The following is a 24,739-nucleotide window of genomic DNA, read 5'->3' on the forward strand; positions in this document are numbered from 1 at the left end:
GGGGACCTTCAAGCGGCTTCGCCGGCCGAGGCGGCCTGGATCAGCGTTTCGGTGGAGAGTTCGACGCCGGCGAGTTCCGCGACGGCGCGGCCGCGGCTGAACACGATCGCCCGGTGGCAGACATGGGCGATCTCCTCGAAATCGGTCGAGACGACGAGCACGCCCATGCCGGAGGCGAGCGCCTCGTAGAGAAGGTGGTAGATCTCCGCCTTGGCACCGACATCGACGCCGGCGGTCGGATCCTCGGCGATCAGCAGGCGCCGGCCGGAATCGAGCCAGCGGCCGACCACCACCTTCTGCTGATTGCCGCCCGACAACGCTTCGATCGCGAGGCCGGGATCGTTCGGCGACAGCCCGACCCGGCGGCCGACCGCCTCCGCCTCCGCCGCCTCGCGCCCCGGCAGCCGCGCGGTGAGGAGGCCGCGGCCGGTCGCGGTCGGATTGAGGAAGGCGTTCTCGCGGATCGAGAGCCCCGGCGCGATGCTCTCCTGAACCCGGTCGCGGGCAACGAAGCCGATGCCGGACCGCATTGCCGTTTCCGCCGAGGCGAGCACCGGCGGCCGCCCTTCGAGCAGGATGCGGCCGCTGTGCGGCACGATGCCGAACAGCGCCCGGCCGACATCTTCATGGCCGGCGCCGCGCAGTCCCGCGAGCCCGAGCAGTTCGCCGCGCTGGATCGTCAGGCCGACCGGACCGACCTGCCGGGTGACGAGGTTCTCGACGGTGAGGATGGCCGGACCGGCCTGTACCGGCGGGCGGCTGATCTCGCGCGCCTTGCGGCCGACGATGAGACCGACGAGTTCCTCGGGCGTCGTGTGCTCGACGCTGCGCATGCCCGCCATCTGGCCGTCGCGCAGCACCGCGACGCGATCGGCGATGCGGAAGATCTCGTCGAGCCGGTGGCTGACATAGATCATGCCGACGCCCTTCGCCTTCAGCGGCCGAAGCGCGTTGAAAAGGCGCTCGACCTCGTCCGCCGGCAGGCTGGCGGTCGGCTCGTCGAGCACGAGGAAGTCGCAGTCGGCGGCGAGCGCGCGGGCGATCGCGACGAGCGACTTCTCGGTCCTGGTCAGGCTCGAGACGCGCGCCGTGGCGGGGAACTCCGCCTCGACCATGGCGAGCGCGCGGGTCGCCGCGGCCTCGGTCGCCGGCCAGTCTATGCGGCCGCGCCGCCGCCGATAGCCGAGCGAGAGGGCGATGTTCTCGGCGACGCTCATCCATTCGATGAGGCCGAGGTCCTGATGGATGAAGGCGACCGCCTGACCGCCGACCCGGCCGGCCTCGTGCGCATAGGGCCGGCCGTCGACAAGAACGCCGCCGGAATCGGCCTTGTGGATGCCGCCCAGAATCTTGATCAGGGTGGATTTGCCGGCGCCGTTCTCGCCGAGCAGCGCGACGATCTCGCCGCGGCAGACGCGCAGCGAAACGCCCTTCAGCGCCTGCGTGCCGCCGAAGGATTTCACGACGCGATCGAAGAAGAGGCCGTCGCTGGCCGTCATCTTTTCGTCTCCCCCCTCACCGGGCACCCCTTCTTGATCGAGGTTTACCGGTAACGTATGGCGAGACTGATCTGGCCTTTCCGCCTTGTCAAGCCGGAACCGTTATCGATAACATGAGGCGGTCGGGAGAGGCGGGCGGCCGAAAGCGCGGCGATGGAGCGGAAGGGCAAGGCCAATCTCGAGGATATCGCCCGGGCAACGGGCGTGTCGAAGATGACGGTCAGCCGCGTTCTGCGCGGCGGCAGCGGCTTCTCCGACGAGACGCGCGACCGCGTCGTGCGGGCGGCCGATGCGCTCGGTTACGTGCCGAACCGGCTCGCCATCGCCTTCGGTGCCGATCAGGCCTCGACGCTCGTCGGCGTCTGCGTGCCGCGGCTGACCTCCGGCCTCTTCGCCCATGTGCTCGACGGGGTCGACCGGGCGCTGTCGCGGCTCGGCTACCAGACGATGATCGGCAGCCACCAGCATGCCGTCGAGCAGGAAGAGGCGTGGGTGCGGCAGGTCGCATCCTGGCGCCCGGCCGGCCTCATCCTGTCGGGACGGCACCACACGGCGGCGACGGTCGACCTGCTGCGCCATGCCGGCATGCCGGTGGTCGAGATCTGGGACCTGACGACCAGCCCGATCGACATGTCGGTCGGCTTCAACCATTTCGACTGCGGCGTCGAGATGGGCCGCTTCCTGGTGTTGCGCGGCCGGCGGCGGGTCGGCTTCGTCGGCGCGCTCGCCGGGGCCGATGTGATGAGCGAGGCGCGGCTCGACGGCTTCGAGAGCGCGCTCGCCGATGCCGGCCTGCCGCTCGCCGACAAGGAGATGCTGCTCGACACGCCGGGCTTCTATGCCGGCTATTACGGCATCGAGACGCTGCTCGCCCGGCGGCGGGACCTCGACGCGGTCTATTTCCACAATGACGAGATGGCGATCGGCGCGCTCGCCTGGTGTCAGGCGAACGGCGTCCGCGTGCCAGACGATCTCGGCATCGCCGGCTGGGGCGGCATGGAGGCGGCCTCGGTGCTGCCCCGCCGGCTGACGACGACCGTCGTGCCGACCACCGCGATCGGCAAGCTCGCCGCCGAAGCGCTCGTCGCCCGCCTGAAGGGCGAGCACGCCGAGGACGTCACCGTGGTGCCGACGCGGCTCGTACCGGGCGCCACGGTCTGATCATCGCGCCCGGGCTTCTTTCGCCTGCGGCGGGCTCCTCAGGAGAAGGCGATCTGCGCCTTCATCGTCTGCCTGCGGTCGGAGGCGAGGCGGAAGCCCGTCTCGGCCTCGGTGAGCGGCAAAGTGTGGGTGATCAGCGGCTTGACGTCGATCAGGCCCTTGCGCATCAGCTCGACGGCGATCGGGAACTCGGCATGGAAGCGGAACGAGCCGCGCAGCTCCAGCTCCTTGGCGGTGATCGCCATCATCGGCAGGGTCATGTCGCCGCCGAGGCCGAGCTGCAGAATGAGCCCGCGCGGCCGCAGCGCCGCGATGCCGGCGGCGAGCGCGGCGGCCGCGCCCGAGCATTCATAGAGCACGTCGAACGTGCCCTTGTCGGCGGTGAAGGGGGCGAGCCCGTCGGGATCGGTCGCCGTGTTGATCGTGCGGTCGGCGCCGACGCGGGCGGCGAGCGCGAGGGTGAAGTCAGACAGGTCGGTCGCGACGATCTCGGCCGCGCCGGCGCGGCGGGCGCAGAGGATCGACAACAGGCCGATCGGGCCGCAGCCCGTGACGAGCACGCGCTTGCCGGTCATCGCGCCGGCCCGGCCGGTGGCGTGCAGCGTGACGGAAAGCGGCTCGGCCATCGCCGCTTCGCCGGCCGTCAGGCCTTCGGCCGGCACGCACTGCCCGGCATCGGCGACGAGCATCTCGCGGAAGGCGCCCTGGATGTGCGGGAAGGGCATGGCCGAGCCGTAGAAGCGCATGTGCAAGCACTGGTTCGGCAGGCCTTCGAGACAGTAGCGGCAGGACCGGCAGGGCCGCGACGGCGAGACGGCGACCATCTGGCCGATCGCCAGCCCGCTCACCCCGGCGCCCAGTTCCTCGACGATCGCCGAGACTTCGTGGCCGAGGATCATCGGTTCCCTCAAGCGCACCGTGCCGAAGCCGCCGTGATGGTAATAATGGAGGTCCGAGCCGCATATGCCGCCGGTGGCGAGCCTGAGCCGCACCTCGCCCGGACCCGGCGCCTCGACATCGCGCTCCTCGATGCGCAGGTCGTGGGCGGCGTGGATGACGATCGCCTTCATGGGCTCCTCCCGGGCGTCGCGGCTGCGGCGGGGAGGGGGCCCGGCGACGCATCTTCGCGCTCGCCCGCGGCTTTCCCCGAACGCGCCTTGACAGGCTCTGTTATCGATAACAGAAACAGCGTCGGCGGCATTTGTCGAGATCAATCTGAGGGAGGTTCCGCGTGCCCAACGGCTTGTTCGATCTGACCGGGCGGCGTGCGCTCGTCACCGGCTCCTCGCAAGGGATCGGCCAGGCGCTCGCCCGGGGCCTTGCCGAAGCCGGCGCCGAAGTGGTGCTGAACGGACGCGACGCGGAGAAGCTCGCCGCGGCCGCGGAGGCGCTCGGCGCCCGGTCGCTCGCCTTCGACGTCACCGATTATGATGCGGCGCGGACGGCGGTCGACGCCTTCGAGGCCGCGCACGGGGCGATCGACATCCTCGTCAACAATGCGGGCATGCAGTATCGCGCGCCGCTCGAGGATTTTCCGGAGGAGGCGTTCCAGCGCCTGCTGCAGACCAACATCGCCTCCGTCTTCAATGTCGGCCAGGCGGTGGCGCGCCACATGATCGGCCGCGGCCGCGGCAAGATCATCAACATCGCCTCGGTGCAGACCGCGCTCGCGCGGCCCTCGATCGCGCCCTATACGGCGACCAAGGGGGCGGTGGGCAATCTGACCAAGGGCATGGCGACCGACTGGGCGAAGCACGGCCTGCAGGTCAACGCGATCGCGCCCGGCTATTTCGACACGCCGCTCAACGCGGCGCTGGTCGCCGATCCCGCCTTCTCGGCCTGGCTCGAGAAGCGGACGCCGGCCGGCCGCTGGGGCCGCGTCGAGGAACTGGTGGGCGCCTGCGTCTTCCTCGCTTCCGAGGCGTCGTCCTTCGTCAACGGCCATGTCCTCTATGTCGACGGCGGCATCACCGCCTCGCTCTGACGGTGTCCGCCGCGCCGTCCGCTCGGGGAGCGGGCGGTGACGCGGCGGGCGCGAGGGGCGGGGCCGCCCACCATGGCGGATGTCGCGCGGGCGGCGGGCGTCTCCTCGATGACGGTGTCGCGGGCGCTCCGCCGCGACGCCGCGGTGAACGAGGAGACGCGCGCCGCCATCCTCGATGCGGCGGAGCGGCTCGGCTATGTCTTCGACGCCACGGCGGCGAGCCTGCGCGCCCGGCGCACCGATTTCATCGCCGCGACCATCCCCTCGATCAACAATGCGAACTTCGCCGACACGGTCCGCGGCCTGACCGACGGGCTCGCCGCGCGCGGCTATCAGGTGCTGCTCGGCTACACGAATTACGATATGGCGGAGGAGGAACGGCTGGTCGAGCAATTGCTCCGCCGGCGGCCCGAGGCGATCGTCGTCACCGGCGGGCGGCACACGGCGCGGACGCGGACGCTGCTCGCCAAGGCGGGCATCCCGGTCGTCGAGACCTGGGACCTGCCGGACGAGCCGATCGGCTCGGTGGTCGGCTTCTCGAATGCCGACGCCGTCGAGGCGATGGTCGACCGCTTCGTCGCGGCGGGCTTCCGCCGGATCGCCTTTCTCGGCGGCGACGCGGCGCGCGATACACGCGGCACCGACCGGCGGCGCGGCTTCCTGCGCGCCATGGCGAAGCACGGGCTCGACGCCGCCCGGCTGATCGCGGGCGGCACGCCGCCGATCTCGATGCGCGAAGGGGCGGCGGCGATGGCTGCGCTGCTCGACCGCCTGCCCGATACCGAACTGGTGATCTGCGTTTCCGACCTCGCCGCCTTCGGCGCGCTCACCGAATGCCAGCGCCGCGGCCTCGCCGTGCCGGAGACGATCGCGATCGCCGGCTTCGGCGATTACGACATCGCCGGCATTTCGGTGCCGACGCTCACCACCATCGACCCGTTCCCGCGCGAGATCGGCCGCCGCGCTGCCGAACTGATCCTCGGCCTCCTCGACGGCACCGTCACCGGCCCCCGCATCGTCGCGATCATGCCGCAGCTGCGTCCAGGCGGCAGCGCGCTTCTGCCGGACGCCGACGGGGCCGGCCGAGCGAACGCGGAAACGGCTCAGAAATCCCCGTCCGCACCATAGGCGCCGGCCGGCCTCGTGCGGACCGGCTGGTGCTGCAGCGACGGGCCGCCGAGCGGGGCGGGTTCCTCGTGCTCGAGGCCGAGATAATGGGCGAGATAGTCGTGCAGGGCGAGCGCGGCGCGGGAGGTGGTGCCGGGCGCCTTGTAGAGCAGCAGGTCGACCTTCGGCAGCGGCGGGAAGACGTCGAGTTCGCGCATCCGCGGCACGACCGCGCTGCGGCCGAGCACGCTCACCGCCATGCCCGAGAACACCGCCGCCTGAAGCCCGCTGACGCTCTCGCTGACGCAGGCGATCCGCCATTTGTGGCCCGCGGCATCGAGCCCGGCGATGGCGTGGTCGCGATAGATGTTGCCGGGCGGCAGGAGGGCGAGCGGCACAGGATTCTCGTGGTGCGCGCTCGATCCTTCGCCGCCGATCCAGACGAGCTGTTCCTGCCGCACGACGAGACCGCCGGTGAAATCGTTCATCCGGGTGACGAGGGCGATGTCGACCTCGCCGCGCTGGACGAGGTCGACGAGCGGGGTGGAGAGGGCGCAGCGCAACTGCACCTGGATGCGCGGGAAGGCCTTCTTGAAGACGCCGAGGATCGAGGGGAGCATATAGGCGGCATAGAGGTCCGGCGTGCCGAGCACGACATGGCCCTCGATCTCCGGCGCCGAGAGCCGCGACAGCAGCTCGTCGTGCAGGCGCAGGATCGACTTGCCGTAATTGACGACGAGATCGCCCTCCGGCGTCAGCGCGAAGCGGCGGCCGTCATGGCGGAAGAGCTGCGTCCCCGCGAGCTCTTCCAGCCGCTGCAATTGCAGCGTGATCGCCGGCTGGGTTCGCCCGAGCCGCCTCGCCGTCTCGGTGATGCTGCCCGTATCGACGACGGAGATCAGCGACCGCAGCATCCGGATGTCGAGGCTGATGAGATTCATGACGTGGGGCGGCTCCCGGCTGTGCGACCGGGAGACCCCATGCAACTTTCATGCAGACTGAATTCCGCGCCGGCGCCGGCGCCGTTCAGCGGTCGTCGACGAGCCGCAGATAGGCCGCGGTGACGAGGAGCACGATGGCGCCGAAGAGGATCAGCCGGGCCCCCTCGGGCAGTTGCAGGAGGCGCAGCAGCGTCGTCAGCACGGTGAGGATCAGAGCCCCGACGATCGTGCCCGCATAGCCGCCGCGGCCGCCGAAGATCGAGGTGCCGCCGATCACCGCGGCGGCGACCGAGGGCAGCATCAGCGGGTCGGCGAGCGACAGCGACGGCGTGCGGATGAGGCCGAGATAGAGCAGGCCGGTGATGCCGGCGATCAGCGCCGAGAGCACGTAGAGCGCCAGGATGACCCGCCAGTACTGCACGCCGGAGAGGCGCGCCGCCCGCTCATTGTCGCCGACCGCATAGAGGAGGCGGCCGAAGCCGGTGAAGCGCAGCATCAGGATGACGAAGGCCGCGACGGGAATGAAGAGGAGGAGCGCGTTCGGCACGCCGCCCGTCAGGCCCGTGCCGAGCCAGGTCAGCCCGTCCGGCACCCGCGCGCCGGAGGCGATCACGGTGCGCTGATAGACTTGAAGACAGCCGATGCCGACGAGGCTGGTACCGAGCGTCATGATGAGGGGGTGGACGCGGAAGACGCCGACGCCGATGCCGTTGGCGATGCCGATCAGCAGCGCCGGCAGAAGGGCGATCGCGCCGGCCGAAACCGGATCGAGCGCCACCGATTGGGCGGCCATGAAGAAGGCCGCCATGGTCGCGACCGTCGAGACCGACAGGTCGATGCCGCCGGTCAGCATCGTCATGGTCTGGCAGGCGGCGAGCATGGCGAGCGGGATCGCGAACTTCACCGTGTTGGCGATCCAGCGCTCGTTGACGATGCCCGGCCGCAGGAATTCGAGCACGCCGACGAGGATCACGAGCAGCACGATCAGCGGCACGAGCGGCTGGTCGCTCATGAAGCGGCGGATCCGCCGGCCGAGCGGGGCCGGGCGATCGAGCGTCGCGGTATCGGTCATGGCGTGCGGCCTCTCATCGCGACGAGGGCGCCGAGCATGACGACGACGACCATGATCACGCCCTCGATGATGGTGGTGACGTTGGGATCGACCGCGAGCAGGGTGAGGTCGGTGCGGACGAGCCGGAGCACGAAAACGGCGATGATCGGCCCGAGCAGGCCGCCGCGGCCGCCGCCGAGCGCGACGCCGCCGAGCACGACCGCGGCGACGCTGGCGAGCAGATAGGGACCGGGGATCGGCGCGCCGATACCGGTGCTCATCGTGAGCGTCAGGCCGCCCATCGCGGCGAACAGGCCGCCGAGCGCATAGGCGAGGATCTTGGTGCGGGCGACGGGAACGCCGCTGCGGAAGGCGGCGAGGTCGCTCGAGCCGATCGCATAGAGCGACAGGCCGAGCCGCGAGCGCCTGAGCGGGATCCAGACGACGGCGAGGCAGATGACGAGCACGACGAGCGCCTTGGGGATCCAGTCGGTGACCGCACCGGGGAGCCCCGGGATCGGCACGGTGCCGACGATGAGCGCCTTCAGCCATTCCGCCGCGCCGCCGCCCGGCGCGTCGAGGACGAGGAGCGCGGCGCCCTGCAGCATGAAGAGCGTGGCGAGCGTGACGACGATGTCGGGCACGCGGCTCACCACGATCAGGGCGCCGTTCATCGCGCCGAGCGCAAAGCCGAGCGCCAGCACGAACGGCACGACGGCGAGCGCGAACTCCTCGCTCGCCCCGGCCATCAGCGCCGCGGCGGTGACGCTCGTCAGCGCCATCATCGCCGCGACCGACAGGTCGATGCCGCCGGCGAGCACGACGACGGTCTGCGCCGCGACGGCGAAGGCGTAGGGCAGCACCGCGCGGGCGAGCGAGCCGAAATCGGCCGCGCCATAGCCGGGCTGGATCAGCCGGGTGACGACGAGGAGGGCGAGGAAGAGCACGAACAGGCCGGCGACCCAGCCCTGGCGACGAAGGAAGCGGCTCACGGCGTCGCTCCGGAGGGAGAGGCGGGGAGGGAGGCGGCCTCGCGCGGCAGGCCGTAGGCCGCCCGCGTCAGCGCCGCCTCGTCGGCGATCTCGACCGGCAGCACATCGACGACGCGGCCGCCGAAGACGACGATCGCCCGGTCGCAGACGCGTTGCACCTCTTCGAGCTCGGAGGTGTAATAGAGGACCGACTTGCCCTGCGCGGCGAGCTCGCGCAGCAGGCGGTAGATCTCGCGCTTGGTGCGCACGTCGATGCCGCGGGTCGGATCGAAGCAGAGGATGGTGCGGGCGTCCGCCGCGATCCAGCGGGCGATCGTCACCTTCTGCTGGTTGCCGCCGGAGAGGCGCTGCACTTCGCGCTGGGCGCGGGTGTCGATCTGCAGCCGCTCGATCGCCGCGGAGACGAGGCCGCGCTCGCGGCCGACCGCGAGCGGACCCCAGGACCGGAGGCGGGCGCTGAAGGGGAGGGCGATGTTCTCCCGCACCGAGCGCTGCATCAGCAGCGCCTCGGTCCGGTCGCCGGGGACATAGGCGATGCCTTGCGCGATCGCATCCGCCGGATGACCGAACACGACGGGCTCGCCGTCGACCGCGATCGTGCCGCGGCTCGGCCGGATCGAGCCGGCGAGGGCGGCGAAGAGCTCGTCCTGGCCCTGGCCTTCGAGCGCCACGACGCCGGCGACCTCGCCATTTGCGAGCTCGAAGGAGACGTCCTCGAGCTTCGAGCCGGCGGCGAGGCCTCTGACCGACAGGCGCGGCGGGCCGGAGGAGGCCTGCGCATCGCGCGCGGCCGCCGCGACGCGGGTCTTCTCGACCCGCGCGCCGAGCATCATCTCGACGATCCGCTCCTCGATGCCCGGAACGATGTCGACGACGCCGACCGTCTCGCCGTCGCGCAGGACGGTCGCCCGGTCGCAGAGCGCGGCGATCTCGACGAAGCGGTGCGAGATGAAGATGACGGAACGGCCGGTCTTCACCTCGCCGCGCACCACCTCGATCACCCGCTCGGCGAGGTTCGCCGGCAGCGCCGCCGTCATCTCGTCGAGCAGCATCACATCGGGCTCGAGCGACAGGGCGCGGGCGAGATCGAGCACGCGCAGCACCGCGAGCGGCAGGTCGCGGGCGAGATCGCGCAGGTCGAGGTCCGGCACGCCGAGCGCCCGCACCCAGTCGCGGAAGGGGGCGACGGGCGTCCCGGTCAGCCGCAGATTGTCGGCGATGTCGAGATCGGGGATGAGCGAGGGTTCCTGATAGACCGGGACGAGCCCGGCCCTGCGCGCCGCGGCCGGCGAGCCGAGCGGCCGGGCTTCGCCGCGGATCAGGATGCGGCCGGCGCTCGGCCGGATCGCGCCGGTCAGGATCTTGACGAGCGTCGACTTGCCCGCGCCGTTGGCGCCCATCAGGGCGTGCACCTCGCCCGGCCGGACGCGGAGCGAGGCGTCGCGCAGCGCCGCAACGGCGCCGTAGTTCTTCGCGACGCCCGAGGCGTCGAGGAGGGGTTGCGTCGTCACGGGCGCTCGGAAACGGATCGAGGAAAGATCGGGCGGACGCCGCGGCCGGCGCCCGCCCGGATGGCGGGGCGGAGCTTACTCGCCGGGGCCCTTGCAGGCGACGATCTGCTCCTTCGTATAGTGCGTCCAGTTCGGGATCGAGATGCTCACCGGCCATTCGGCGCTCAGCGAGGGATCGGCCGCCGCGGCGAGCTTCGCCTTGCCCTCGGGCGTGACGTTCTCCCACAGCTCGGGGTCGACCAGCACCGTCTGCGAGGCCGGCTTCTGGCCTTCGAGGATCTGCAGCGCGAGGGCGACGCCGGCGCCGCCGATCGAGCCCGGATTGGTGACCGCGGCGCCCTTCAGGCCTTCGACCTTGTTCAGCTGGCCGACGAAGCCGGCATTGTCGGCGCCGACCACCGGGACGAGCGTCGCCTGCGATTCGACCAGCGCGTCGACGATCACGTTGTCGATGCCGGAGGTCCAGATGCCGTCGAAGGGAATGCCGGTGGCGATGAAGTCGAGGATCTGCTGCTTGCCCTGATCCTGCTGCCAGCCGGTGAACACCTCGTGCGCGACCTTGACGTCCGGGAACTCCGCGAGGGCGCGCTTGAAGCCCTTGTCGCGATCGCTGTCGGCCGAGGCGCCCGCGGCGCCGCGCATATAGACGACCTCGCCCTTGCCGCCGATCGTCTCGAACAGCCATTTGGCGCCGAGATAGGCGTATTCCTCCTGGTTGTTGGAGATCACATAGGCCGACGGCTCGGTGACGCCCTGGTCGACGGCGACCACGACGATGCCGGCCTTCGCCGCTTCGGCGAGGGCGGCGTTGACGCCCGAGGGGTCGGCCGGATTGACGACGATCGCATCGACGCCGGCGCTGATCAGGTTGCGGATGTCCTCGAGCTGGCCCGCCGCATCGGTGTTGCGGTGGGCGATGTTGAGCTTCGACACCTTGCCGGAGGCGAGCGCCTCGGCCTTCATCGCGCAGACCATCTCCTCGCGCCAGCCATTGCCCTGCACGGTGTTGGAGACGCCGATCGTGTAGCTGTCCTTCGCATGGGACAGCGCGGTCGACGCGAGCAGCACGGCACCGGCGACGAGCGGCAGATAATTGAGCTTCTTCATGGTTTTCCTCCTCACGGCCCCTCTGGGCCGACCTCCCGAAATCGATCCGTTCACTTGACCAAGGGGCGCAGCACGTCCCGCGCGAGCAGGAAGCCCCGCTTCACCCGATCGTCGTCCCCCTCGAACCGGCGGTCCTCGTGCTCGATGACGATCGGTCCATCGTAGCCCGCGCGGTAGAGACCCGAGAAGATCACGTTCCAGTCGACCTCGCCCAGACCCGGCATGCGCGGCACCTGCCAGCCCATGCCGGCGGAGAGGATGCCGCGCTCATAGAGCCCGTCGCGGTCGATCATCAGATCCTTCGCATGAGCATGAATGATATGCGGCCCGAATTCCCGGATGAAGCGGGCGGCGTCGATCATCTGCCAGACGAGATGCGAGGGATCGAAATTCATGCCGATCGCGCCGTCGAACGCCTCGAGGATGCGGCGCCAGATCTGCGGCGAATAGGCGATGTTGTGCCCGGCCGGCCATTCGTCGACGCTGAAGATCATCGGGCAGTTCTCGAAGGCGAGGCGCACGCCGTTGTCGGCCGCATGGGCGACGATGTCCGGCCAGACCGCGAGCGCCTCCTGCCAGTTGGCGTCGACGTGCTTCGAGGCGTCGCCGCCGCAGAACGTGTTGACGACCGGCACGCCCATCCGCCCGGCGGCGACGATCACCGTCTTCAGATGGTCGATCACCGCGGCCCGGTGGGCCGGGTCGGGGTGGAGCGGGTTCGGATAATAGCCGAGGCCGGAGATCGAGAGTCCCTTGTCGGCGAGGGCGGCGACGATCTCCCGCCCCTCCGTCTCCGAAAGGGTCGCGACGTCGATATGGCTGGTGCCGGCATAGCGCCGGGTCGGTCCCGCGGCGCGTGGCCAGCAGGCGATCTCGAGCGTCTCGAAGCCGGCCGCGCTCGCCCAGTCGGCGACGTCGGCGAGCGGCGCGTCCGGGAACGGCGCCGTCAAAATCCCGAGCTTCATGATATCCTCCCCTCCTCCAGGGTTCTCTATCGCGCGCGTCCGGTCAACCCGGCGGCCCGGCACCGCAGAGCCGGGCGAGATCGGCGAGCGGATCGGGCGCGAGGAAACCGGCGAGCCGTGCCGCGACGCCGGCGCGGAACGTCGCGTCGGCGGCGAGCTCGGCCGGAAAGATCGCGCCGATCGCGACGATGGCGGCGGTGAGCGCGGCCGCATCGTCGCCGATCGCGTCGGCGATCGCGGCGATCCGGTCGGCATAAGGGTCGTCGACCGTCCAGGCGCGGCCGAAGCGGGCCGATGCGCGGACGAGATAGGCCATCCAGGCGGCGACCGGCACGCAGAGCAGGTCGATCGCCGCGCCGGCGCGGCGCCGGTCGCGGATCGGGTTGAGGATGCGCTGGACGATCTTCTGCGAGCCGTCGGTGGCGATCTGGTGATTGCGGTGACGGATCGCGGTGTTGCGCAGCCGGGCGAGGCTCTGTTCGAGATAGGCCTCCGGCACGATGCCGGGCACCGGCTCGAGCGTCGGCAGGGTCTCCTCGGCGAGCATGCGGCGCACGAAGCCGGCGAGGAGCGGGTCGGCCATGTCGTCGAACGTGTGTTCGAGGCCAGCGAGGACGCCGAGATAGCAGAGCGTCGTCTGCGCGCCGTTCAGCACGCGCATCTTCAGATGTTCGAACGCGCCGACGTCATCGACGAACTGCGCGCCGACCCGGCCGAAATCCGGCCGGCGGGCGGCGAAGCGATCCTCGATCACCCATTGCCGGAACGGCTCGCCCACCACCACCGCCTCATCGCGGTAGCCGAGCACCTGTTCCACATAAGCGAGATCGGCGGCGCCCGTCGCCGGCGCGATGCGGTCGACCATGGTCGAGGGGAAGGCGACGTTCCCGGCGATCCAGCCGGCGAGACCATCGCCGCGCCGCTCGGCGAGGGCGGCGACGACGCGGCCCAGAATGGCGCCGTTCGACGGGATGTTGTCGCAGCTCATCACCGTCACCGGCGCGCCGTGCGCCTTCCGCCGCCGCTCGAGGGCCGCGAGGATGAGGCCGGGCAGGCTCTGTGGCGCCTCGGGATGGGCGAGGTCGTGGGCGATCTCCGGCCGGCTCTCGTCGAGCGCGCCGTTCGCCGGCGTGTGGCAATAGCCTTTCTCGGTGACGGTCAGGGTGACGAGATCGATCGCCGGATCGGCGAGCACGGCGAGCGCCGGCTCGGCGCTCGCCTGCGCGTCGACGACGCGGACGATGCTGCCGATGACGCGGGCCGTGACGCGGTCGTCCTCGCGCATCAGCCGCGTATAGAGCCCGCCCTGCGCGCCGAGCGTGTCGGCGAGCGCCGGCGGGCGGATGTTGATGCCGACGATGCCGAAGCGGTCGAGCCGATCGGCGAGGAGGTCGTCGACGAACTCGGCCTGATGGGTGCGGTGGAAGGCGCCGACGCCGATATGGGCGATGCCGGCGGCGAGCGCCGCGCGGTCATAGGCGGGCCGGGCGACGGCGGCGGGCAGGCGGTCGAGGAGAGCCGGGCCGAGCCGCTCCGCCGTTTTCGGAACCGCGCTCACCGGCCGGACCCCACCACCCATTGCTCCTGATCGACCAGCGAACCGGTCATCGGTCCGCACGCATCGCTCAGGAGAAAGACGGCGAGATTGGCGATGTCCTGCGGCACGAGCAGCCGGCCGAAGGGCTGTCTCGCGCTCGCGGCCTCGAGCCAGCCGGGGCCGTGGCCGAGCGTCTCCGCCTGCATCACCCGCTCCGCCGGCGTGTCGGTCCAGCCGACATTGATGCCGTTGACGCGGATGCGGTCGAAGCGGTGGGCATTGGCGACATTGCGCGTCAGCAGGGCGAGCGCGGCCTTGGTTGCGGAATAGACGGCGAGCTCGGGCGCGCCGCAATGCGTATTGACCGACAGGATGTTGACGATCGCCCCGCCGCCGCCCTGCCGTTTCATCGCCGCAACGGCGCCCTGCATCAGGAAGAAGGGCGCCCGCGCATTGACGGCGAAGAGCGCTTCCCAATCGTCCCGCGAGGCGTCGAGGAGGGAGGCCCGGTCGGTCAGCGCCGCGGCGTTGACGAGGAGGTCGATCCGGCCGAAGCGGTCGAGACAGGCCTCGATCAGCCGCGCGGGCGCGTCCGGATCGCCGAGCTCGGCGGCGACGAAGAGGGTGGGCGCGCCCCGTTCGGCGAGCGAGGCGGCCGCCGCCTCGCCGCGCGTCCGGTCGCGGCCCGAGATCACGAGGCCCGCCGCGCCGGCTGCGGCGAGCGTTTCGGCGATGGCGAGGCCGATTCCTTGCGTCGCCCCGGTGACGAGCGCCACCTTGCCGTCCACACGCGCTTCCATCATCCCGTCCGGAATTATGTTTCTATTTTCTCGATCATGGAACGGAGCTTCCCGATAGTCAACCGGAGACCCGCCCCCGCCGCGCCGAAACGGCGTGGGCGAGCGCCATGCCGACGGCGAGCGATGCGGACAGCGAGCGGAACCCGGCGAATTCGGCCTCGACCACCTCGAGCCACATCTCGGCGAGCGGGACCAGCGGGCTGAAGGTCGAATCGGTGATCGCCACGATGCGGGCGCCGCGCTCATGGGCGATCGCGACGAGATCGGGTGTGATCGAATTGTACGGGCTGAAGCTCACCGCGAGCACGGCGTCGCGCGGGCCGACGCAGCCGATCTGATCGTGTGCCGAGGAACCGACATTGTCGACGAGGACGCTCCTCACCCCCTGCTGCAGCAGGGTGACGGAGAGATAGGCGGTGACCGGGAAAGCACGCTTGCTGCCGACGAGATAGATGAGGTCGGCGCCGGCGAGGATCTCCGCCATGCGCTCGAAGCGGGACGGCTCGAAGCTCTCGCCGAGACGGGCGAGGGCGGCCTGCGCCGCCGCCGCGAGGCCTTTTACCAGATGGACGTTGGGGTCGCTCTCGGCCGGGTCGGGCTGCTCGGCGCCCTCGCGCCGCCCCTCCGGCCAGGAGGCCTTCACATGCTCCTTGAACAACGCCTGGAAGTCCGAAAAGCCGGAATAGCCGAAGATCTGGGCGAAGCGGACGAGGGTCGAAGGCTGCACGCCCGCCTGCTCGGCAACTCGTCCGATCGTGCCGAGCGCCACTTCGCCGGGATGCTGCCAGAGGAAGATCGCCACCTGCCGCAGGCGCTTCGGAAAATGCACCGTGCCCGAGGAGAGCACGGCACGCAGTTCCTCATAGCTGCGCGGCTTCGCGTAGCCGATCGCCGCGCGGCCCGCGGCCTTCTTCTCCGGTGCCGCCCGGCGTTCCGCCATGCCGCTCCTCCCTCGTCGCGCCGACCCTGCCGGCGCCGGCATTGTCGCGCGGCACGAAAATTTCACAATCCCGATTCTGGAAAAGGACTTCGAAAATCCCGCGCCCGCCGCTAGCATCGCGCCAAAAGCGGGAGGAGAGACGATCATGGTCTATGCGACGGCCGATGGGACGACGGGCGCGCGGCTGCGCGTCGGCATGGTCGGCGGCGGGCGGAACGCCTTCATCGGCGCGGTGCACCGTTTTGCGATGCGGCTCGACGACCAGATCGCGCTGGTCGCCGGCGCGCTCTCGGCCGATCCGGCGAACGCCGCGGCCTCGGCCGCCGATCTCGGCATCGCGCCGGAGCGCAGCTATGACGACTGGCGAGCGATGGCGCAGGCCGAGGCGGCGCGGGATGACGGCATCGAGGCGGTGGTGATCGTCACGCCGAACCATCTCCACGCGCCCGTCGCCGCGGCCTTCATGGAGGCCGGCATCGACGTGATCTGCGACAAACCGCTTTCGGCCACGCTCGACGAGGCTCGCATGCTCGTCGACCTCGCTGCGGCCCGGCGGCGGAAGCTCCTCGTCACGCTCAACAACACCGGCTACGCCATGGTCCGTCAGGCGCGCGAGATGGTGAGGGCGGGTGCGCTCGGCCGGATCGTCTCGATCCATGCCGCCTATATTCAGGACTGGCTGACCCTGCCGATCGATGCCGACGGCCAGAAGCAGGCCGAATGGCGCACCGATCCGGCGCGCGCCGGGCAATCGGCCGTGCTCGCCGATATCGGCGTGCACGCCTACAACCTCGCCGCCTTCATCTCAGGGGAGGGAGCCGAATCGGTCGCGGCCGATCTCTTCACCGCGGTGCCCGGCCGCCGGCTCGACGACAACGCCCATGTGCTCGTCCGCTGGTCGGGCGGCGCCCGCGGCACGATCCTCGCGAGCCAGACCTCGCCCGGCCACGACAACGATCTCTCGGTGCGGATCTATGGCGAGCGCGCCGGCCTCGAATGGCGTGGCACGGACCCGGAGCGGCTGCGCTTCACGCCCTATGGCGAGGAGACGCGCACCATTGTCCGTGGCGGACCCGGCTCCTCGGACGAGGCGCGGCGCGTCTCGCGCATGCCGGCGGCGCATCCCGAGGGCTATATCGAGGCCTTCGCCAATCTCTACCGCGACGCCGCGACGCTGATCCGTGCGCACCGCGCCGGCGCGCCGCAGGATCCGTCGATCGCCGCGCTCGTGCCGGATGTCCGCGACGGGGCGCGCGGGGTCAAGTTCGTCGCCGCCGCGGTCGAATCGAACGCCGCCGGCGGCGCCTGGACGGACGCGAGGTGGCGCTGAGGGGAGGGGGCCGGAGCGCGTGAGAGGGAAGCCTCTTCGTCAGCAGGTCAGGTTGGACGACCGAGGGGCTTGAGATCTACTCTTGGGCGCCGTTGGTCGGCGCGAGGTCGCGTTTGCAGCGGGCACTTCGGTCCATGCAGGACCCTCGTGGCCTATCCAGAAGACCTGCGGGGGGGCATGGCGCGGACCTCTATCTGCATCAGCAGGCGCTCGACACCACTACTCCCTCCGGCCGCGCTCCGTTCGGCATGATGGCGGTGTTTGCCGAGTTCGAGCGGGCCATGTCCAAGAGCGGGTCAATGCCGGTCTCGCCAGAGCCAACGCGGAGGGCAAACGCCTCGGCAGGCCGACCCTCGGCAGCGGCACCGAGGCCAAAGTGGGTGAACTGCGGGCAACCGGCATGGGCATCATCAAGGTGGCCAAGACGCTCGGCATTGGAGTGTCGGCCGTGGAGCGGCTTGAGCGGTCCCCGGCGTGAGCCTGCGAGAGCGGGTGTCTGTTCTTTTTGCTCCCGACCGTGATTAATGAAATCTGTGGGTCTTGCTGCGATTGTGCGCACACCCGGACAGCGTCGAGGACGACATGCCGTCACCCCTACCACCGTTCTCCGCCCTTTCGGCCCGGCAGGAGGCATTCGCGGGGAGCTATATTCGAGCGGTCATATCGCTGGCTGGCTGCTCCATCGCAATCCCCGAGACCGACAACGACAAGGTGGACATCGTCGCTATGTCTCGGGTGAAGGGCAGCAAGTTCACCAAGCCCAAGATCGACATCCAGTCGAAGTGCAAACTTGGACCAGTTCCGACCGGCGACCCGATCTCGTACACCCTCAACATGGAAACCTACGACAACCTGAGAGACCCGCTCGTGACCAACCCTCGCATCCTTGTGGTGGTGTTCGTCCCCGAGTTGCACCCCGACTGGGTCGTTCAGGACGAGGCGCAACTCGCCCTCAGGCACTGCGGCTACTGGACGTGCCTCCAAGGGGAACCAGAGGTGACGGGGCAGGACAGCAAGACTGTTCACCTTCCGAAGGCCAACGTGTTCAGCGCGGCTGCCCTGCAGGCGATGATGGTCAGCGCCAGCAACGGCGTGAGCCTCACGTCACCACTCACGCTGGGAGCACTGGAATGAGGGCCCGCATCACCGACGAAGAAGCGATCGCGGCACTCAGCCCGCTCAACGTGGTGGGCTACCTGCGGGCCAAGGGCTGGGAGCGTTACAGCGAGGCGACGGGGCGATATTCGGTTTGGCTCAACGAAACGTACCCTGACGCCGAGGTGGTAGTTCCTGCTCGACGCAGCGCATCGGACTTCGTGTCCCTGTTCTCCGCTGTTCTGGCCGAACTTGCCACCACGGAGCAGCGGTCTCAGTTCGACATCATCAGGGACTTGCTCAACTCCGGTTTCGACCTCGTCCGCCTTGCGGCGAGATCGGAGAGTACCTCCGGTGGCTCCATCCGAATTGACGAAGGTATCCAGCTCTTCGAGCAGGCCAGAGAGATCGTAATGGCTGCGGCCTGCGCGACTGTAAGACCGCGTGCGGTGTTCCATGCCAGGAAGCCGCAGCAGGCGAACGAGTACATGGAGCAAGCGCGGTTCGGTCAAACCGAGCACGGCAGCTACGTGTTGACCATCCTGTCGCCCGTCGCCCCGCAACTGCACGAATTTAGCGACACGGACTTGTTCCCCGAAGAGCCCTTTCAACGGCAGGTGGTCAGGACGTTGGCGAGGTCGATGGGCTTAGCTGTCGAAGCCGCTGAACAGGCCTCGATGCAAGGAAACTTTGAGCCTTTCCAGAACGCCGTGAGCGGAGGCGTAAGCGCCAACCTCTGCGAAGCCATTGCTGGCTTGCACAAGATCGGGGAAGCCCCCGAGTTGGCCGTCAGCGTGGCGTGGGCACAGAACCGGCCGACACCGACCGATACCCCATCCCGCGTCGTCGTCACCCGCGACGTCATCCCGGCCATTAGCGAAGCTGCCCGCATCTTCCGGTCAAGAGACACCCTGGAGGCCTATCTGGTGCAGGGGCCAGTCGTTAAGCTGGAGCGAGCAGAAGGGGCAGCCGAAGGCAAAGCGACCATATACGCGCCAGTGGAGGACGCCCTCCGCAAGGTTGTGGTTTCGTTGTCGGCCGCTGACTACGACCGAGCTACCGTTGCCCATCGCGAATTCAGGCCAGTTCGAGTGGTGGGGAACGTGAGGAGGGAGGGGCGTTCATACCATGTCTATGAACCGACCGGCTTCGACTACGCACTGGAGGACGACGAGGCCCAAACATAGGCTGGCGCATGCTCTGTCCAAGTCTATGAAGACGCAGCAAAAATGCCCCACCAGCGTGTACCACTCGCGTGTACCACCAGGCACGCCCTCCAGGCGCTAAGTCATTGATATTTAGTGCATATGGAAGACTGGCTGGGGCGCTAGGATTCGAACCTAGGATGGCGGGACCAAAACCCGCTGCCTTACCGCTTGGCTACGCCCCATCCGGCGCCGTCCTATAGCGCCAGCGGGCCGTGCGGCGCAATGGTCGAGCGGGCGGTGGAAATCGCGGCCTTCCGGCTTCGGAGCGCTTGCGGGACGAAAAACGCCCCTATATAAGTCCGCTCGCCGCTGGTCACGGAGTGTAGCGCAGCCTGGTAGCGCACCTCGTTCGGGACGAGGGGGTCGCAGGTTCAAATCCTGCCACTCCGACCATTTCTGGCGACGGGCACCGAGCGTGGGACCGGTTGGCTGTTTTCGAACCGGGCCGGAGGGGTTCGGTTCCATAGACGGACATCGCGCGCATGGCTCGGCCCCATCCATACGGTCGGCCGGGGCATCATTAGAGAATCGACGCGCGCATGACCGTTCGGCCGATCAAGTGGGTCAAGAAGCGGCTGCGCCGGGCCGATGTAAAACTCTCCGAGCACTATCTGCCCATTGCCCGAACGGTGCTCGCGCGCTGGCGCGGCAACGAAGGGAGTCCGGAGTTCGTCGACGGAGCGCTCCACCAGCCCGGTAGTGTCTTCGCCGTCTTCGTAATGTGGCAGCCCGTCGAAACGCGCTGGTATGTCTCGAACGCCCTCGCCGCGCTCGCGGCCGCAGGCGTCAACGTCATCCTCGTCGTCAACCATCCGCTCGACGAGGCGCGCCGGCGCGAACTCCTGCGCTCCTGCGCCGTGATGATTCTGCGCGACAATTCGGGTCGCGACATGGGCGGTTACCGGGATGCGATCCTTTACGCCGCCGCGCTGCGGCCCGAACGCCTCATCGTGATGAACGATAGCGTCTATTTTCTCGAGAGCGGCCTCGTGCCGTTGATCGAGCGGCTCGCCACCAGCCCGTTCGACGTCCAGGGCACGTTCGAGAACTGGGAGCGCGACCATCACGTCCAGTCCTTCTGCTATTCGATCTCCGGGCGGCTCCTGCAGAACCCCGAGCTTCAGGATTTCTGGAAGGCCTATCTGCCGGTCAACTCGCGCCTCTGGGCGATCCGCAAGGGGGAGGTCGGCAGCTCGCGCGTCATGGTGCGCGAGGCCCGTTCGATCGACATCCTCTACACGCCGGCGCGGCTGCGGCCCGGAATCGTTGCCCTCTCCCGCGCCGAGCTTCTCGATCTCGTCCGCTATTTGCCACGCAATCTGAGGCCGAACGTGCCGAAGCGCGGCTTCCCGACGGCGTTGATCGCCGAGCGTTTCCTCGCGGCCGTCAATGTCTATTCCCAGATTCATAGCGGCGGATTTCTCTACCGACGGTTCCTTGGTTCACCGCTTCTGAAGAGGGATTTGCTCTTTCGAGGGTATTACGGCCTCTATGAAGTCCAGACGCTGCTCGGCGAGGTCGGGGCAGAGGGCCACGAGGCCGACATCCTGACCGACATGCGGATCAAGGGCGACGGCTTGCTGCTGCGCGGGCGCCGGCGTATCGCGTTCGATATGAGCCTCAGCTAGAACAGCGTTCGCGTCGGCCGCTCCCCGGACCGGAGCCCGGAGAGCGACTGCCGCAGTGGCGCCACTCCCCGCCTACCGCTCGATCAGGACCTTGACCTCGTTGCGCAGCCGGTCGGCGAAGCCGGAGAGGGCGCTCGATACCGTCTCGATCTCACCCGCGGCACCGCGGACCGTTCCGGCGATCGTCGAGACGAGATGGATGCTCTCGCTCACCGATTCGTTCGCGCTGGTCTGCCCCTCGACGGCTTCCGAGAGGGCGGTGAAGACGTCGCGCAGCGTGCCGACGCCTCGGGCGATCTCCTCGACGGCGCGCGCCGCGTCGCCGCCCGCCCGCTGGACGTTCTCGACCTGGCTGCTGATCTCCTTGGTGGCGTTCGCCGTCTGCAGGGCGAGTTGCTTCACCTCGGAAGCGACCACCGCAAAGCCCTTGCCGGCCTCGCCGACCCGCGCCGCCTCGATCGCCGCGTTGAGCGCGAGCAGGTTGGTCTGCGAGGCGATGCGCTCGATCAGGGCGGAGACGTTGCCGATCCGCTCTATGCTCTCCACCAGCTCGGCGACGAGATGGTTCGCCGAATCGGCGCGGTTCGCCGCCGTCGCTGTCATCTCGCTCGCGGAGTGGATCTGCGTGCTCACCTCCCGGAACGAGCCCGACATCTCGACGGCCGCCGCGGCCGCCGTCGACGTCAGCGAGGCGCTGCGTGCCGTCAGCCCGTTCAACGTCTCGCTCGCCTGTTCCATCGTGCGCGAGGCACTGTTCATTTCCTCGACGACGGCCGTCACGCTGTTCGCCACCGCAACCGAATCGCTGACGAGCGCCCAGGTCAGCATTGGGCCCTCATAGGCGCCGTCTGGACCCGTGAGGGCCGAGACCTTGAGGTCCAGGGTCTCCGGGCCGACCTGGATGCGGGCGTTGTGCGGCAGCCGCGAGGCATCGGCGAGCATGCGCCGCTGCATCTCCGGCCGCTTGTGGAACACGTCGATCGACGAGCCGATCAGCTGCGATGCCTTGATCGGCAGGTGTTTCTCGATCCGGCGCAGCGTCTCGAGGCTGGTGGCGTTGGCATAGTCGATGACGAAGCCTTCGCGCGTGCAGGTCATCACATTGATCGGCATCTGCTCGACCATCTGGCTGAGACGCCGGTGCCGCTTCTCGGCCTCGATTCTCCCGGTCTCGACGCTCCAGACGAGCTGCGCATGGGAGACCGGCCCGCTGCGATCGGGCAGCCCGACGATCTCGAACTTCAGCGACTCGTCGCCGACCATGCTCGTCCGGACGAGCGATGCGTCACGGGTCCCGGCCAAGGCGGTCCGGGTGGCCGCGATGTCGAGGCCGAAAATGGAGAGATTCGCCCCCACGAGCCGGCCCTGTGGCAACCGCACGGCCTCGCCGATCTGCTCGACCAGCCGCATCGCCTCGCGGTTGGCGTATTCGACAATGCCGCTGCCCACATCGCAGATCATCACGGCCGCCGGCAGTCTGTCGAGCAGCGCGGTCTCGAAACGGAGGCTCCGCGCGCGGCGACGAAGCGGCTGGGTGGCGGCAAGAGTCATGGAGGTCCCCGTCATTACGGCCGGAGTGATCGCCGGCCCGCAGCGAGGCTCTGCCTACGGTTCGGGGCTTGCCTCAGGCTGGCGCCTGGGAGGTGCTCGCGCTGCGCTCCGCTGCGGCCTGCGCCGGTCCCGTCTCCCCGGCATCCGCGCCGCGCTCGGGAAGAGCGATCCGGAACACGGCGCCCCCGTCTGCATTGCCGGCGCTCAACAGGCCGCCATGTTCGCGCACGATGCCGAAGCTCACCGACAGACCGAGACCGGTGCCCTGACCGGACGGCTTGGTGGTGAAGAAGGGCTGGAAGACCTTGCCGAGCGCGGTTTCGGGAATGCCGCCGCCATTGTCCCGCACGGTGAGAACCACATGGGGCCGGCCGTCGATCGTCTCGCGCCCGATGTCGATCGCGATCGTGCCTTGCAGCCCCGGGACGCTCGCCCGCCGGCTGCGGATCGCGTCGCGGGCGTTGAGGACGAGGTTGATCAGCACCTGCTCGATCTGCTCGCGTCGGCACAGCACGTCGAGCCGCTCGGCAGGCGGCACGAAATCGAGCGTGATGTCGTCGACCCGGGTTTCGGTGCCGAGCACCTGCAGCACGCCCTCGACGATGCCGGCGGCCTCGGCGGGCTGCAGGCCCTGCGGGCTCTCGCGGCTGAAGATGCGCATATGGTCGATGATCGCCTTCATCCGCTTCACCTGGCGCAGGATGCGGTCCAGCTTGTCCGCGGTGTGCTCCGCCGGCAGCCCGCCGCGCAGCCCGGTCAGCGCATTGTTGGCGGCCAGCCGGATGACGCCGAGCGGCTGGTTGATCTCGTGCGCCAAGCCGGTGACGAGTTCGCCGAGCGAGGCCATCTTCGACATCTGGTAGAGCTTGTTCTGCTGTAGCCGCTGTGCGGTCTGGTCGACGGCGAACACGACCACCGCGGGCTCGCCGCCCGCATCGGAGCGGGTCCGGTCGCGGATCTCGTCGAGTTCGGCGACGACCAGTTGGATCTCGTATTCCTCGCCGTTCCAGGAAAAGTGCTCGACGGAGGTCGCGGGCACGCGGCCGGTACGAATGCGGTCGAGGAAGTCGCGGCGCTGGATGCGATCGACGATCAGGTCGGGCATCCGGCAGGTCTCGGACCGCCCGATCCGGGTCACTTCGCCATTCGCGACGAGCAGGACGCAGATGCCCGGAACGCGGCTGATCGCCTCGAGCACCTGCGCCTCGCGCTGCTGCGCGCCCGCCTGCAGCGCCTGTTCACGCAGCGCCTCGCCGAGCGCCGCATAGCGCCGCACCATCAGCGCGAGGGCGACGATGGTCACCCCGAGACCGGCGGCGAGGCCGATCACCCAGAGATAGAACTCGCGCGATTCGCGCAGAACCGAGGCGAAGCTTCGCGCGACGATGACGGAGACGGGATAGCTCTCCGACCGAACGACCGCCCCGATTCGCCTCACGCCGTCGCTGCCGACGCCGCCGTACCAGGCCGGATCCGGTCCATTGGCGGAGGGAAGGTCGGGCAGTGCCACGGCGGCGACCTCGCCGTCGAGGCGCCTGGCGCCCGGAGCGCTCGCCCGGATGACGCCGTCGTCCCCGATCAGTGCGACGAGCCCGTCCCCGTCCGGAACGAGTGCCTCGTAGAAGCGGAGGTCGGAAATCTCGTACGAGGCGGCGATGATTCCGCGCAGCCGCCCGTCCGGTGCCCGGAGGGCTTTCGAGAACTGCACGGACCATACCCCGGTGACGCGGCCGAAAACCGGCTTGCTGACGGCGAGGCGGCTATCCTCTGCGCCGGCCGACATGTGCTTGCGGATGTGTTCGCGGTCCGAGAGGTCGATGCGGCGGCCGGGGGGCACCAGATTGCTCGCGACGAGTTGCCCCTGCGCGTCGATGAACGACACCTGGAGGACGGAGGTGGGCAGCTTCGCCGCCTTGAGCCGCCAGCGCATCGCCTCGGGGCTCGCGTCCTCCGCCACGCCGGCGAGCCCGTCGAGAAAGCGGTCGACGCCTTCGAACGTCCGCTCGAAATGCGACACGAGGACCAGGGCGAGCTTGCGCGTCGTCTCCTGCGCCTCGCGCACCTCGTGCTGTTCGTGGAACCTCATGATCAGCGACGCCATCGCGGTCGGCACGATGAAGGCGGCGACGAGCAGAATAGCGAGGAGCAGGCGGCGGCCGGAGCCATCGGCCGAGGTCCGGGCGGGAGGATCGGTCGCTGGGAGAGGGCGCGGAAGAGGCGTCGTCATGACAACAGGTAAACTCGCGGCGGGAGCGTGACCCCGTCGCGGCGAGTCCGGTCGACATCGGCGCCGCTCTTCTCCCCGATCGGGCGCGCGCATTGCGTGAACGTC

At 69.3% G+C, this 24,739-nt stretch carries 20 protein-coding genes, 2 tRNA genes and 1 pseudogene; 9 read left to right on the top strand and 14 right to left on the bottom strand.

The window, feature by feature from the left end:
• Positions 1-8: 8 nt before the first annotated feature.
• On the bottom strand, positions 9-1,499 hold the full coding sequence (locus tag GGQ63_RS00120; RefSeq protein WP_183851574.1) for a sugar ABC transporter ATP-binding protein: 1,491 nt from the start codon (positions 1,497-1,499) through the stop codon (positions 9-11).
• 153 nt (positions 1,500-1,652) lie between these two features.
• Here GGQ63_RS00120 and GGQ63_RS00125 point away from each other — a divergent pair, with 153 nt between their 5' ends.
• Complete coding sequence (locus GGQ63_RS00125) at positions 1,653-2,660, top strand: LacI family DNA-binding transcriptional regulator (RefSeq protein ID WP_183851575.1); 1,008 nt, start codon at positions 1,653-1,655, stop codon at positions 2,658-2,660.
• A 38-nt stretch (positions 2,661-2,698) separates the two neighbouring features.
• Here GGQ63_RS00125 and GGQ63_RS00130 read toward each other — a convergent pair whose 3' ends face one another.
• Complete coding sequence (locus GGQ63_RS00130) at positions 2,699-3,730, bottom strand: L-idonate 5-dehydrogenase (RefSeq protein ID WP_183851576.1); 1,032 nt, start codon at positions 3,728-3,730, stop codon at positions 2,699-2,701.
• A 161-nt stretch (positions 3,731-3,891) separates the two neighbouring features.
• Between GGQ63_RS00130 and GGQ63_RS00135 the strand changes: the two genes are divergently transcribed.
• Together GGQ63_RS00135 and GGQ63_RS00140 are read left to right on the top strand one after the other, a co-directional pair.
• Positions 3,892-4,644, top strand: a complete 753-nt coding sequence (locus GGQ63_RS00135) for an SDR family oxidoreductase (protein WP_183851577.1) — start codon at positions 3,892-3,894, stop codon at positions 4,642-4,644.
• 72 nt (positions 4,645-4,716) lie between these two features.
• Positions 4,717-5,772 (top strand): LacI family DNA-binding transcriptional regulator, encoded by a 1,056-nt coding sequence (locus GGQ63_RS00140; protein ID WP_183851578.1) that lies wholly within the window; start codon positions 4,717-4,719, stop codon positions 5,770-5,772.
• On the opposite strand, the gene GGQ63_RS00145 is transcribed toward GGQ63_RS00140, so the two are convergent.
• The 9 genes from GGQ63_RS00145 to GGQ63_RS00185 form a co-directional block, all read right to left on the bottom strand.
• Positions 5,748-6,692 carry a LysR substrate-binding domain-containing protein gene (locus tag GGQ63_RS00145; protein WP_183851579.1) on the bottom strand — a complete coding sequence of 315 codons (945 nt, stop codon included), beginning with the start codon at positions 6,690-6,692 and terminating at the stop codon, positions 5,748-5,750. The two genes, GGQ63_RS00140 and GGQ63_RS00145, sit on opposite strands and share 25 nt — an antisense overlap.
• An 85-nt stretch (positions 6,693-6,777) precedes the next feature.
• Positions 6,778-7,764: an ABC transporter permease gene (locus tag GGQ63_RS00150; protein ID WP_183851580.1), complete on the bottom strand. Its 987-nt coding sequence runs from the start codon at positions 7,762-7,764 to the stop codon at positions 6,778-6,780.
• Positions 7,761-8,735 carry an ABC transporter permease subunit gene (locus tag GGQ63_RS00155; protein WP_183851581.1) on the bottom strand — a complete coding sequence of 325 codons (975 nt, stop codon included), beginning with the start codon at positions 8,733-8,735 and terminating at the stop codon, positions 7,761-7,763. The genes GGQ63_RS00150 and GGQ63_RS00155 overlap by 4 nt, the downstream gene beginning before the upstream one ends.
• Complete coding sequence (locus tag GGQ63_RS00160) at positions 8,732-10,246, bottom strand: ATP-binding cassette domain-containing protein (RefSeq protein ID WP_183851582.1); 1,515 nt, start codon at positions 10,244-10,246, stop codon at positions 8,732-8,734. The genes GGQ63_RS00155 and GGQ63_RS00160 overlap by 4 nt, the downstream gene beginning before the upstream one ends.
• 75 nt (positions 10,247-10,321) lie before the next feature.
• A complete protein-coding gene (locus GGQ63_RS00165) occupies positions 10,322-11,353 on the bottom strand; it encodes an ABC transporter substrate-binding protein (protein ID WP_183851583.1) in 1,032 nt (343 codons plus the stop codon).
• Positions 11,354-11,403: 50 nt separating this feature from the next.
• Positions 11,404-12,318 (bottom strand): sugar phosphate isomerase/epimerase family protein, encoded by a 915-nt coding sequence (locus GGQ63_RS00170; RefSeq protein WP_183851584.1) that lies wholly within the window; start codon positions 12,316-12,318, stop codon positions 11,404-11,406.
• A gap of 43 nt (positions 12,319-12,361) precedes the next feature.
• On the bottom strand, positions 12,362-13,876 hold the full coding sequence (locus GGQ63_RS00175) for a mannitol dehydrogenase family protein (protein WP_343061042.1): 1,515 nt from the start codon (positions 13,874-13,876) through the stop codon (positions 12,362-12,364).
• Positions 13,873-14,655 carry an SDR family oxidoreductase gene (locus tag GGQ63_RS00180; protein WP_183851586.1) on the bottom strand — a complete coding sequence of 261 codons (783 nt, stop codon included), beginning with the start codon at positions 14,653-14,655 and terminating at the stop codon, positions 13,873-13,875. The genes GGQ63_RS00175 and GGQ63_RS00180 overlap by 4 nt, the downstream gene beginning before the upstream one ends.
• 58 nt (positions 14,656-14,713) lie before the next feature.
• Positions 14,714-15,595, bottom strand: a complete 882-nt coding sequence (locus GGQ63_RS00185) for a MurR/RpiR family transcriptional regulator (RefSeq protein WP_183851587.1) — start codon at positions 15,593-15,595, stop codon at positions 14,714-14,716.
• Positions 15,596-15,740: 145 nt separating this feature from the next.
• On the opposite strand from GGQ63_RS00185, the gene GGQ63_RS00190 reads away from it, so the two are divergent.
• From GGQ63_RS00190 to GGQ63_RS00205, 4 genes and pseudogenes are all read left to right on the top strand, one after another.
• Positions 15,741-16,925, top strand: a complete 1,185-nt coding sequence (locus GGQ63_RS00190; RefSeq protein ID WP_183851588.1) for a Gfo/Idh/MocA family protein — start codon at positions 15,741-15,743, stop codon at positions 16,923-16,925.
• Positions 16,926-17,059: 134 nt separating this feature from the next.
• Positions 17,060-17,155: pseudogene (locus tag GGQ63_RS21885) on the top strand (hypothetical protein); the annotation flags it as partial.
• Between the two features lie 352 nt (positions 17,156-17,507).
• Positions 17,508-18,059 (top strand): DUF4365 domain-containing protein, encoded by a 552-nt coding sequence (locus tag GGQ63_RS00200; RefSeq protein WP_183851589.1) that lies wholly within the window; start codon positions 17,508-17,510, stop codon positions 18,057-18,059.
• The gene (locus GGQ63_RS00205) at positions 18,056-19,207 is read left to right on the top strand and encodes a hypothetical protein (protein WP_183851590.1); all 1,152 of its coding nucleotides are present in this window, start codon (positions 18,056-18,058) and stop codon (positions 19,205-19,207) included. The genes GGQ63_RS00200 and GGQ63_RS00205 overlap by 4 nt, the downstream gene beginning before the upstream one ends.
• A 129-nt stretch (positions 19,208-19,336) precedes the next feature.
• On the opposite strand, the gene GGQ63_RS00210 is transcribed toward GGQ63_RS00205, so the two are convergent.
• A tRNA-Gln gene (locus tag GGQ63_RS00210) sits at positions 19,337-19,410 on the bottom strand.
• 134 nt (positions 19,411-19,544) lie between these two features.
• Here GGQ63_RS00210 and GGQ63_RS00215 point away from each other — a divergent pair.
• A tRNA-Pro gene (locus tag GGQ63_RS00215) sits at positions 19,545-19,621 on the top strand.
• Positions 19,622-19,767: 146 nt separating this feature from the next.
• Entirely contained in the window at positions 19,768-20,856 is a 1,089-nt protein-coding gene (locus tag GGQ63_RS00220; RefSeq protein ID WP_183851591.1) for a rhamnan synthesis F family protein, read from the top strand.
• Between the two features lie 72 nt (positions 20,857-20,928).
• On the opposite strand, the gene GGQ63_RS22165 is transcribed toward GGQ63_RS00220, so the two are convergent.
• The gene (locus GGQ63_RS22165) at positions 20,929-22,407 is read right to left on the bottom strand and encodes a methyl-accepting chemotaxis protein (protein WP_183851592.1); all 1,479 of its coding nucleotides are present in this window, start codon (positions 22,405-22,407) and stop codon (positions 20,929-20,931) included.
• Positions 22,408-22,480: 73 nt separating this feature from the next.
• Entirely contained in the window at positions 22,481-24,634 is a 2,154-nt protein-coding gene (locus tag GGQ63_RS00230) for an ATP-binding protein (protein ID WP_183851593.1), read from the bottom strand.
• Positions 24,635-24,739 lie beyond the last annotated feature (105 nt).

The organism is Prosthecomicrobium pneumaticum (genome assembly GCF_014199915.1).
GTDB lineage: Bacteria > Pseudomonadota > Alphaproteobacteria > Rhizobiales > Kaistiaceae > Prosthecomicrobium > Prosthecomicrobium pneumaticum.

Bases quoted from the DNA above. Each gene is read 5' to 3' on its own strand.
- GGQ63_RS00165 (WP_183851583.1), bottom strand. From the start codon at position 11,353: ATGAAGAAGCTCAATTATCTGCCGCTCGTCGCCGGTGCCGTGCTGCTC.
- GGQ63_RS00125 (WP_183851575.1), top strand. From the start codon at position 1,653: ATGGAGCGGAAGGGCAAGGCCAATCTCGAGGATATCGCCCGGGCAACG.
- GGQ63_RS00145 (WP_183851579.1), bottom strand. From the start codon at position 6,692: ATGAATCTCATCAGCCTCGACATCCGGATGCTGCGGTCGCTGATCTCC.
- GGQ63_RS00190 (WP_183851588.1), top strand. From the start codon at position 15,741: ATGGTCTATGCGACGGCCGATGGGACGACGGGCGCGCGGCTGCGCGTC.
- GGQ63_RS00185 (WP_183851587.1), bottom strand. From the start codon at position 15,595: ATGGCGGAACGCCGGGCGGCACCGGAGAAGAAGGCCGCGGGCCGCGCG.
- GGQ63_RS00150 (WP_183851580.1), bottom strand. From the start codon at position 7,764: ATGACCGATACCGCGACGCTCGATCGCCCGGCCCCGCTCGGCCGGCGG.
- GGQ63_RS00230 (WP_183851593.1), bottom strand. From the start codon at position 24,634: ATGACGACGCCTCTTCCGCGCCCTCTCCCAGCGACCGATCCTCCCGCC.
- GGQ63_RS00120 (WP_183851574.1), bottom strand. From the start codon at position 1,499: ATGACGGCCAGCGACGGCCTCTTCTTCGATCGCGTCGTGAAATCCTTC.
- GGQ63_RS00220 (WP_183851591.1), top strand. From the start codon at position 19,768: ATGACCGTTCGGCCGATCAAGTGGGTCAAGAAGCGGCTGCGCCGGGCC.
- GGQ63_RS00170 (WP_183851584.1), bottom strand. From the start codon at position 12,318: ATGAAGCTCGGGATTTTGACGGCGCCGTTCCCGGACGCGCCGCTCGCC.
- GGQ63_RS00180 (WP_183851586.1), bottom strand. From the start codon at position 14,655: ATGGAAGCGCGTGTGGACGGCAAGGTGGCGCTCGTCACCGGGGCGACG.
- GGQ63_RS22165 (WP_183851592.1), bottom strand. From the start codon at position 22,407: ATGACTCTTGCCGCCACCCAGCCGCTTCGTCGCCGCGCGCGGAGCCTC.
- GGQ63_RS00130 (WP_183851576.1), bottom strand. From the start codon at position 3,730: ATGAAGGCGATCGTCATCCACGCCGCCCACGACCTGCGCATCGAGGAG.
- GGQ63_RS00140 (WP_183851578.1), top strand. From the start codon at position 4,717: ATGGCGGATGTCGCGCGGGCGGCGGGCGTCTCCTCGATGACGGTGTCG.
- GGQ63_RS00200 (WP_183851589.1), top strand. From the start codon at position 17,508: ATGCCGTCACCCCTACCACCGTTCTCCGCCCTTTCGGCCCGGCAGGAG.
- GGQ63_RS00205 (WP_183851590.1), top strand. From the start codon at position 18,056: ATGAGGGCCCGCATCACCGACGAAGAAGCGATCGCGGCACTCAGCCCG.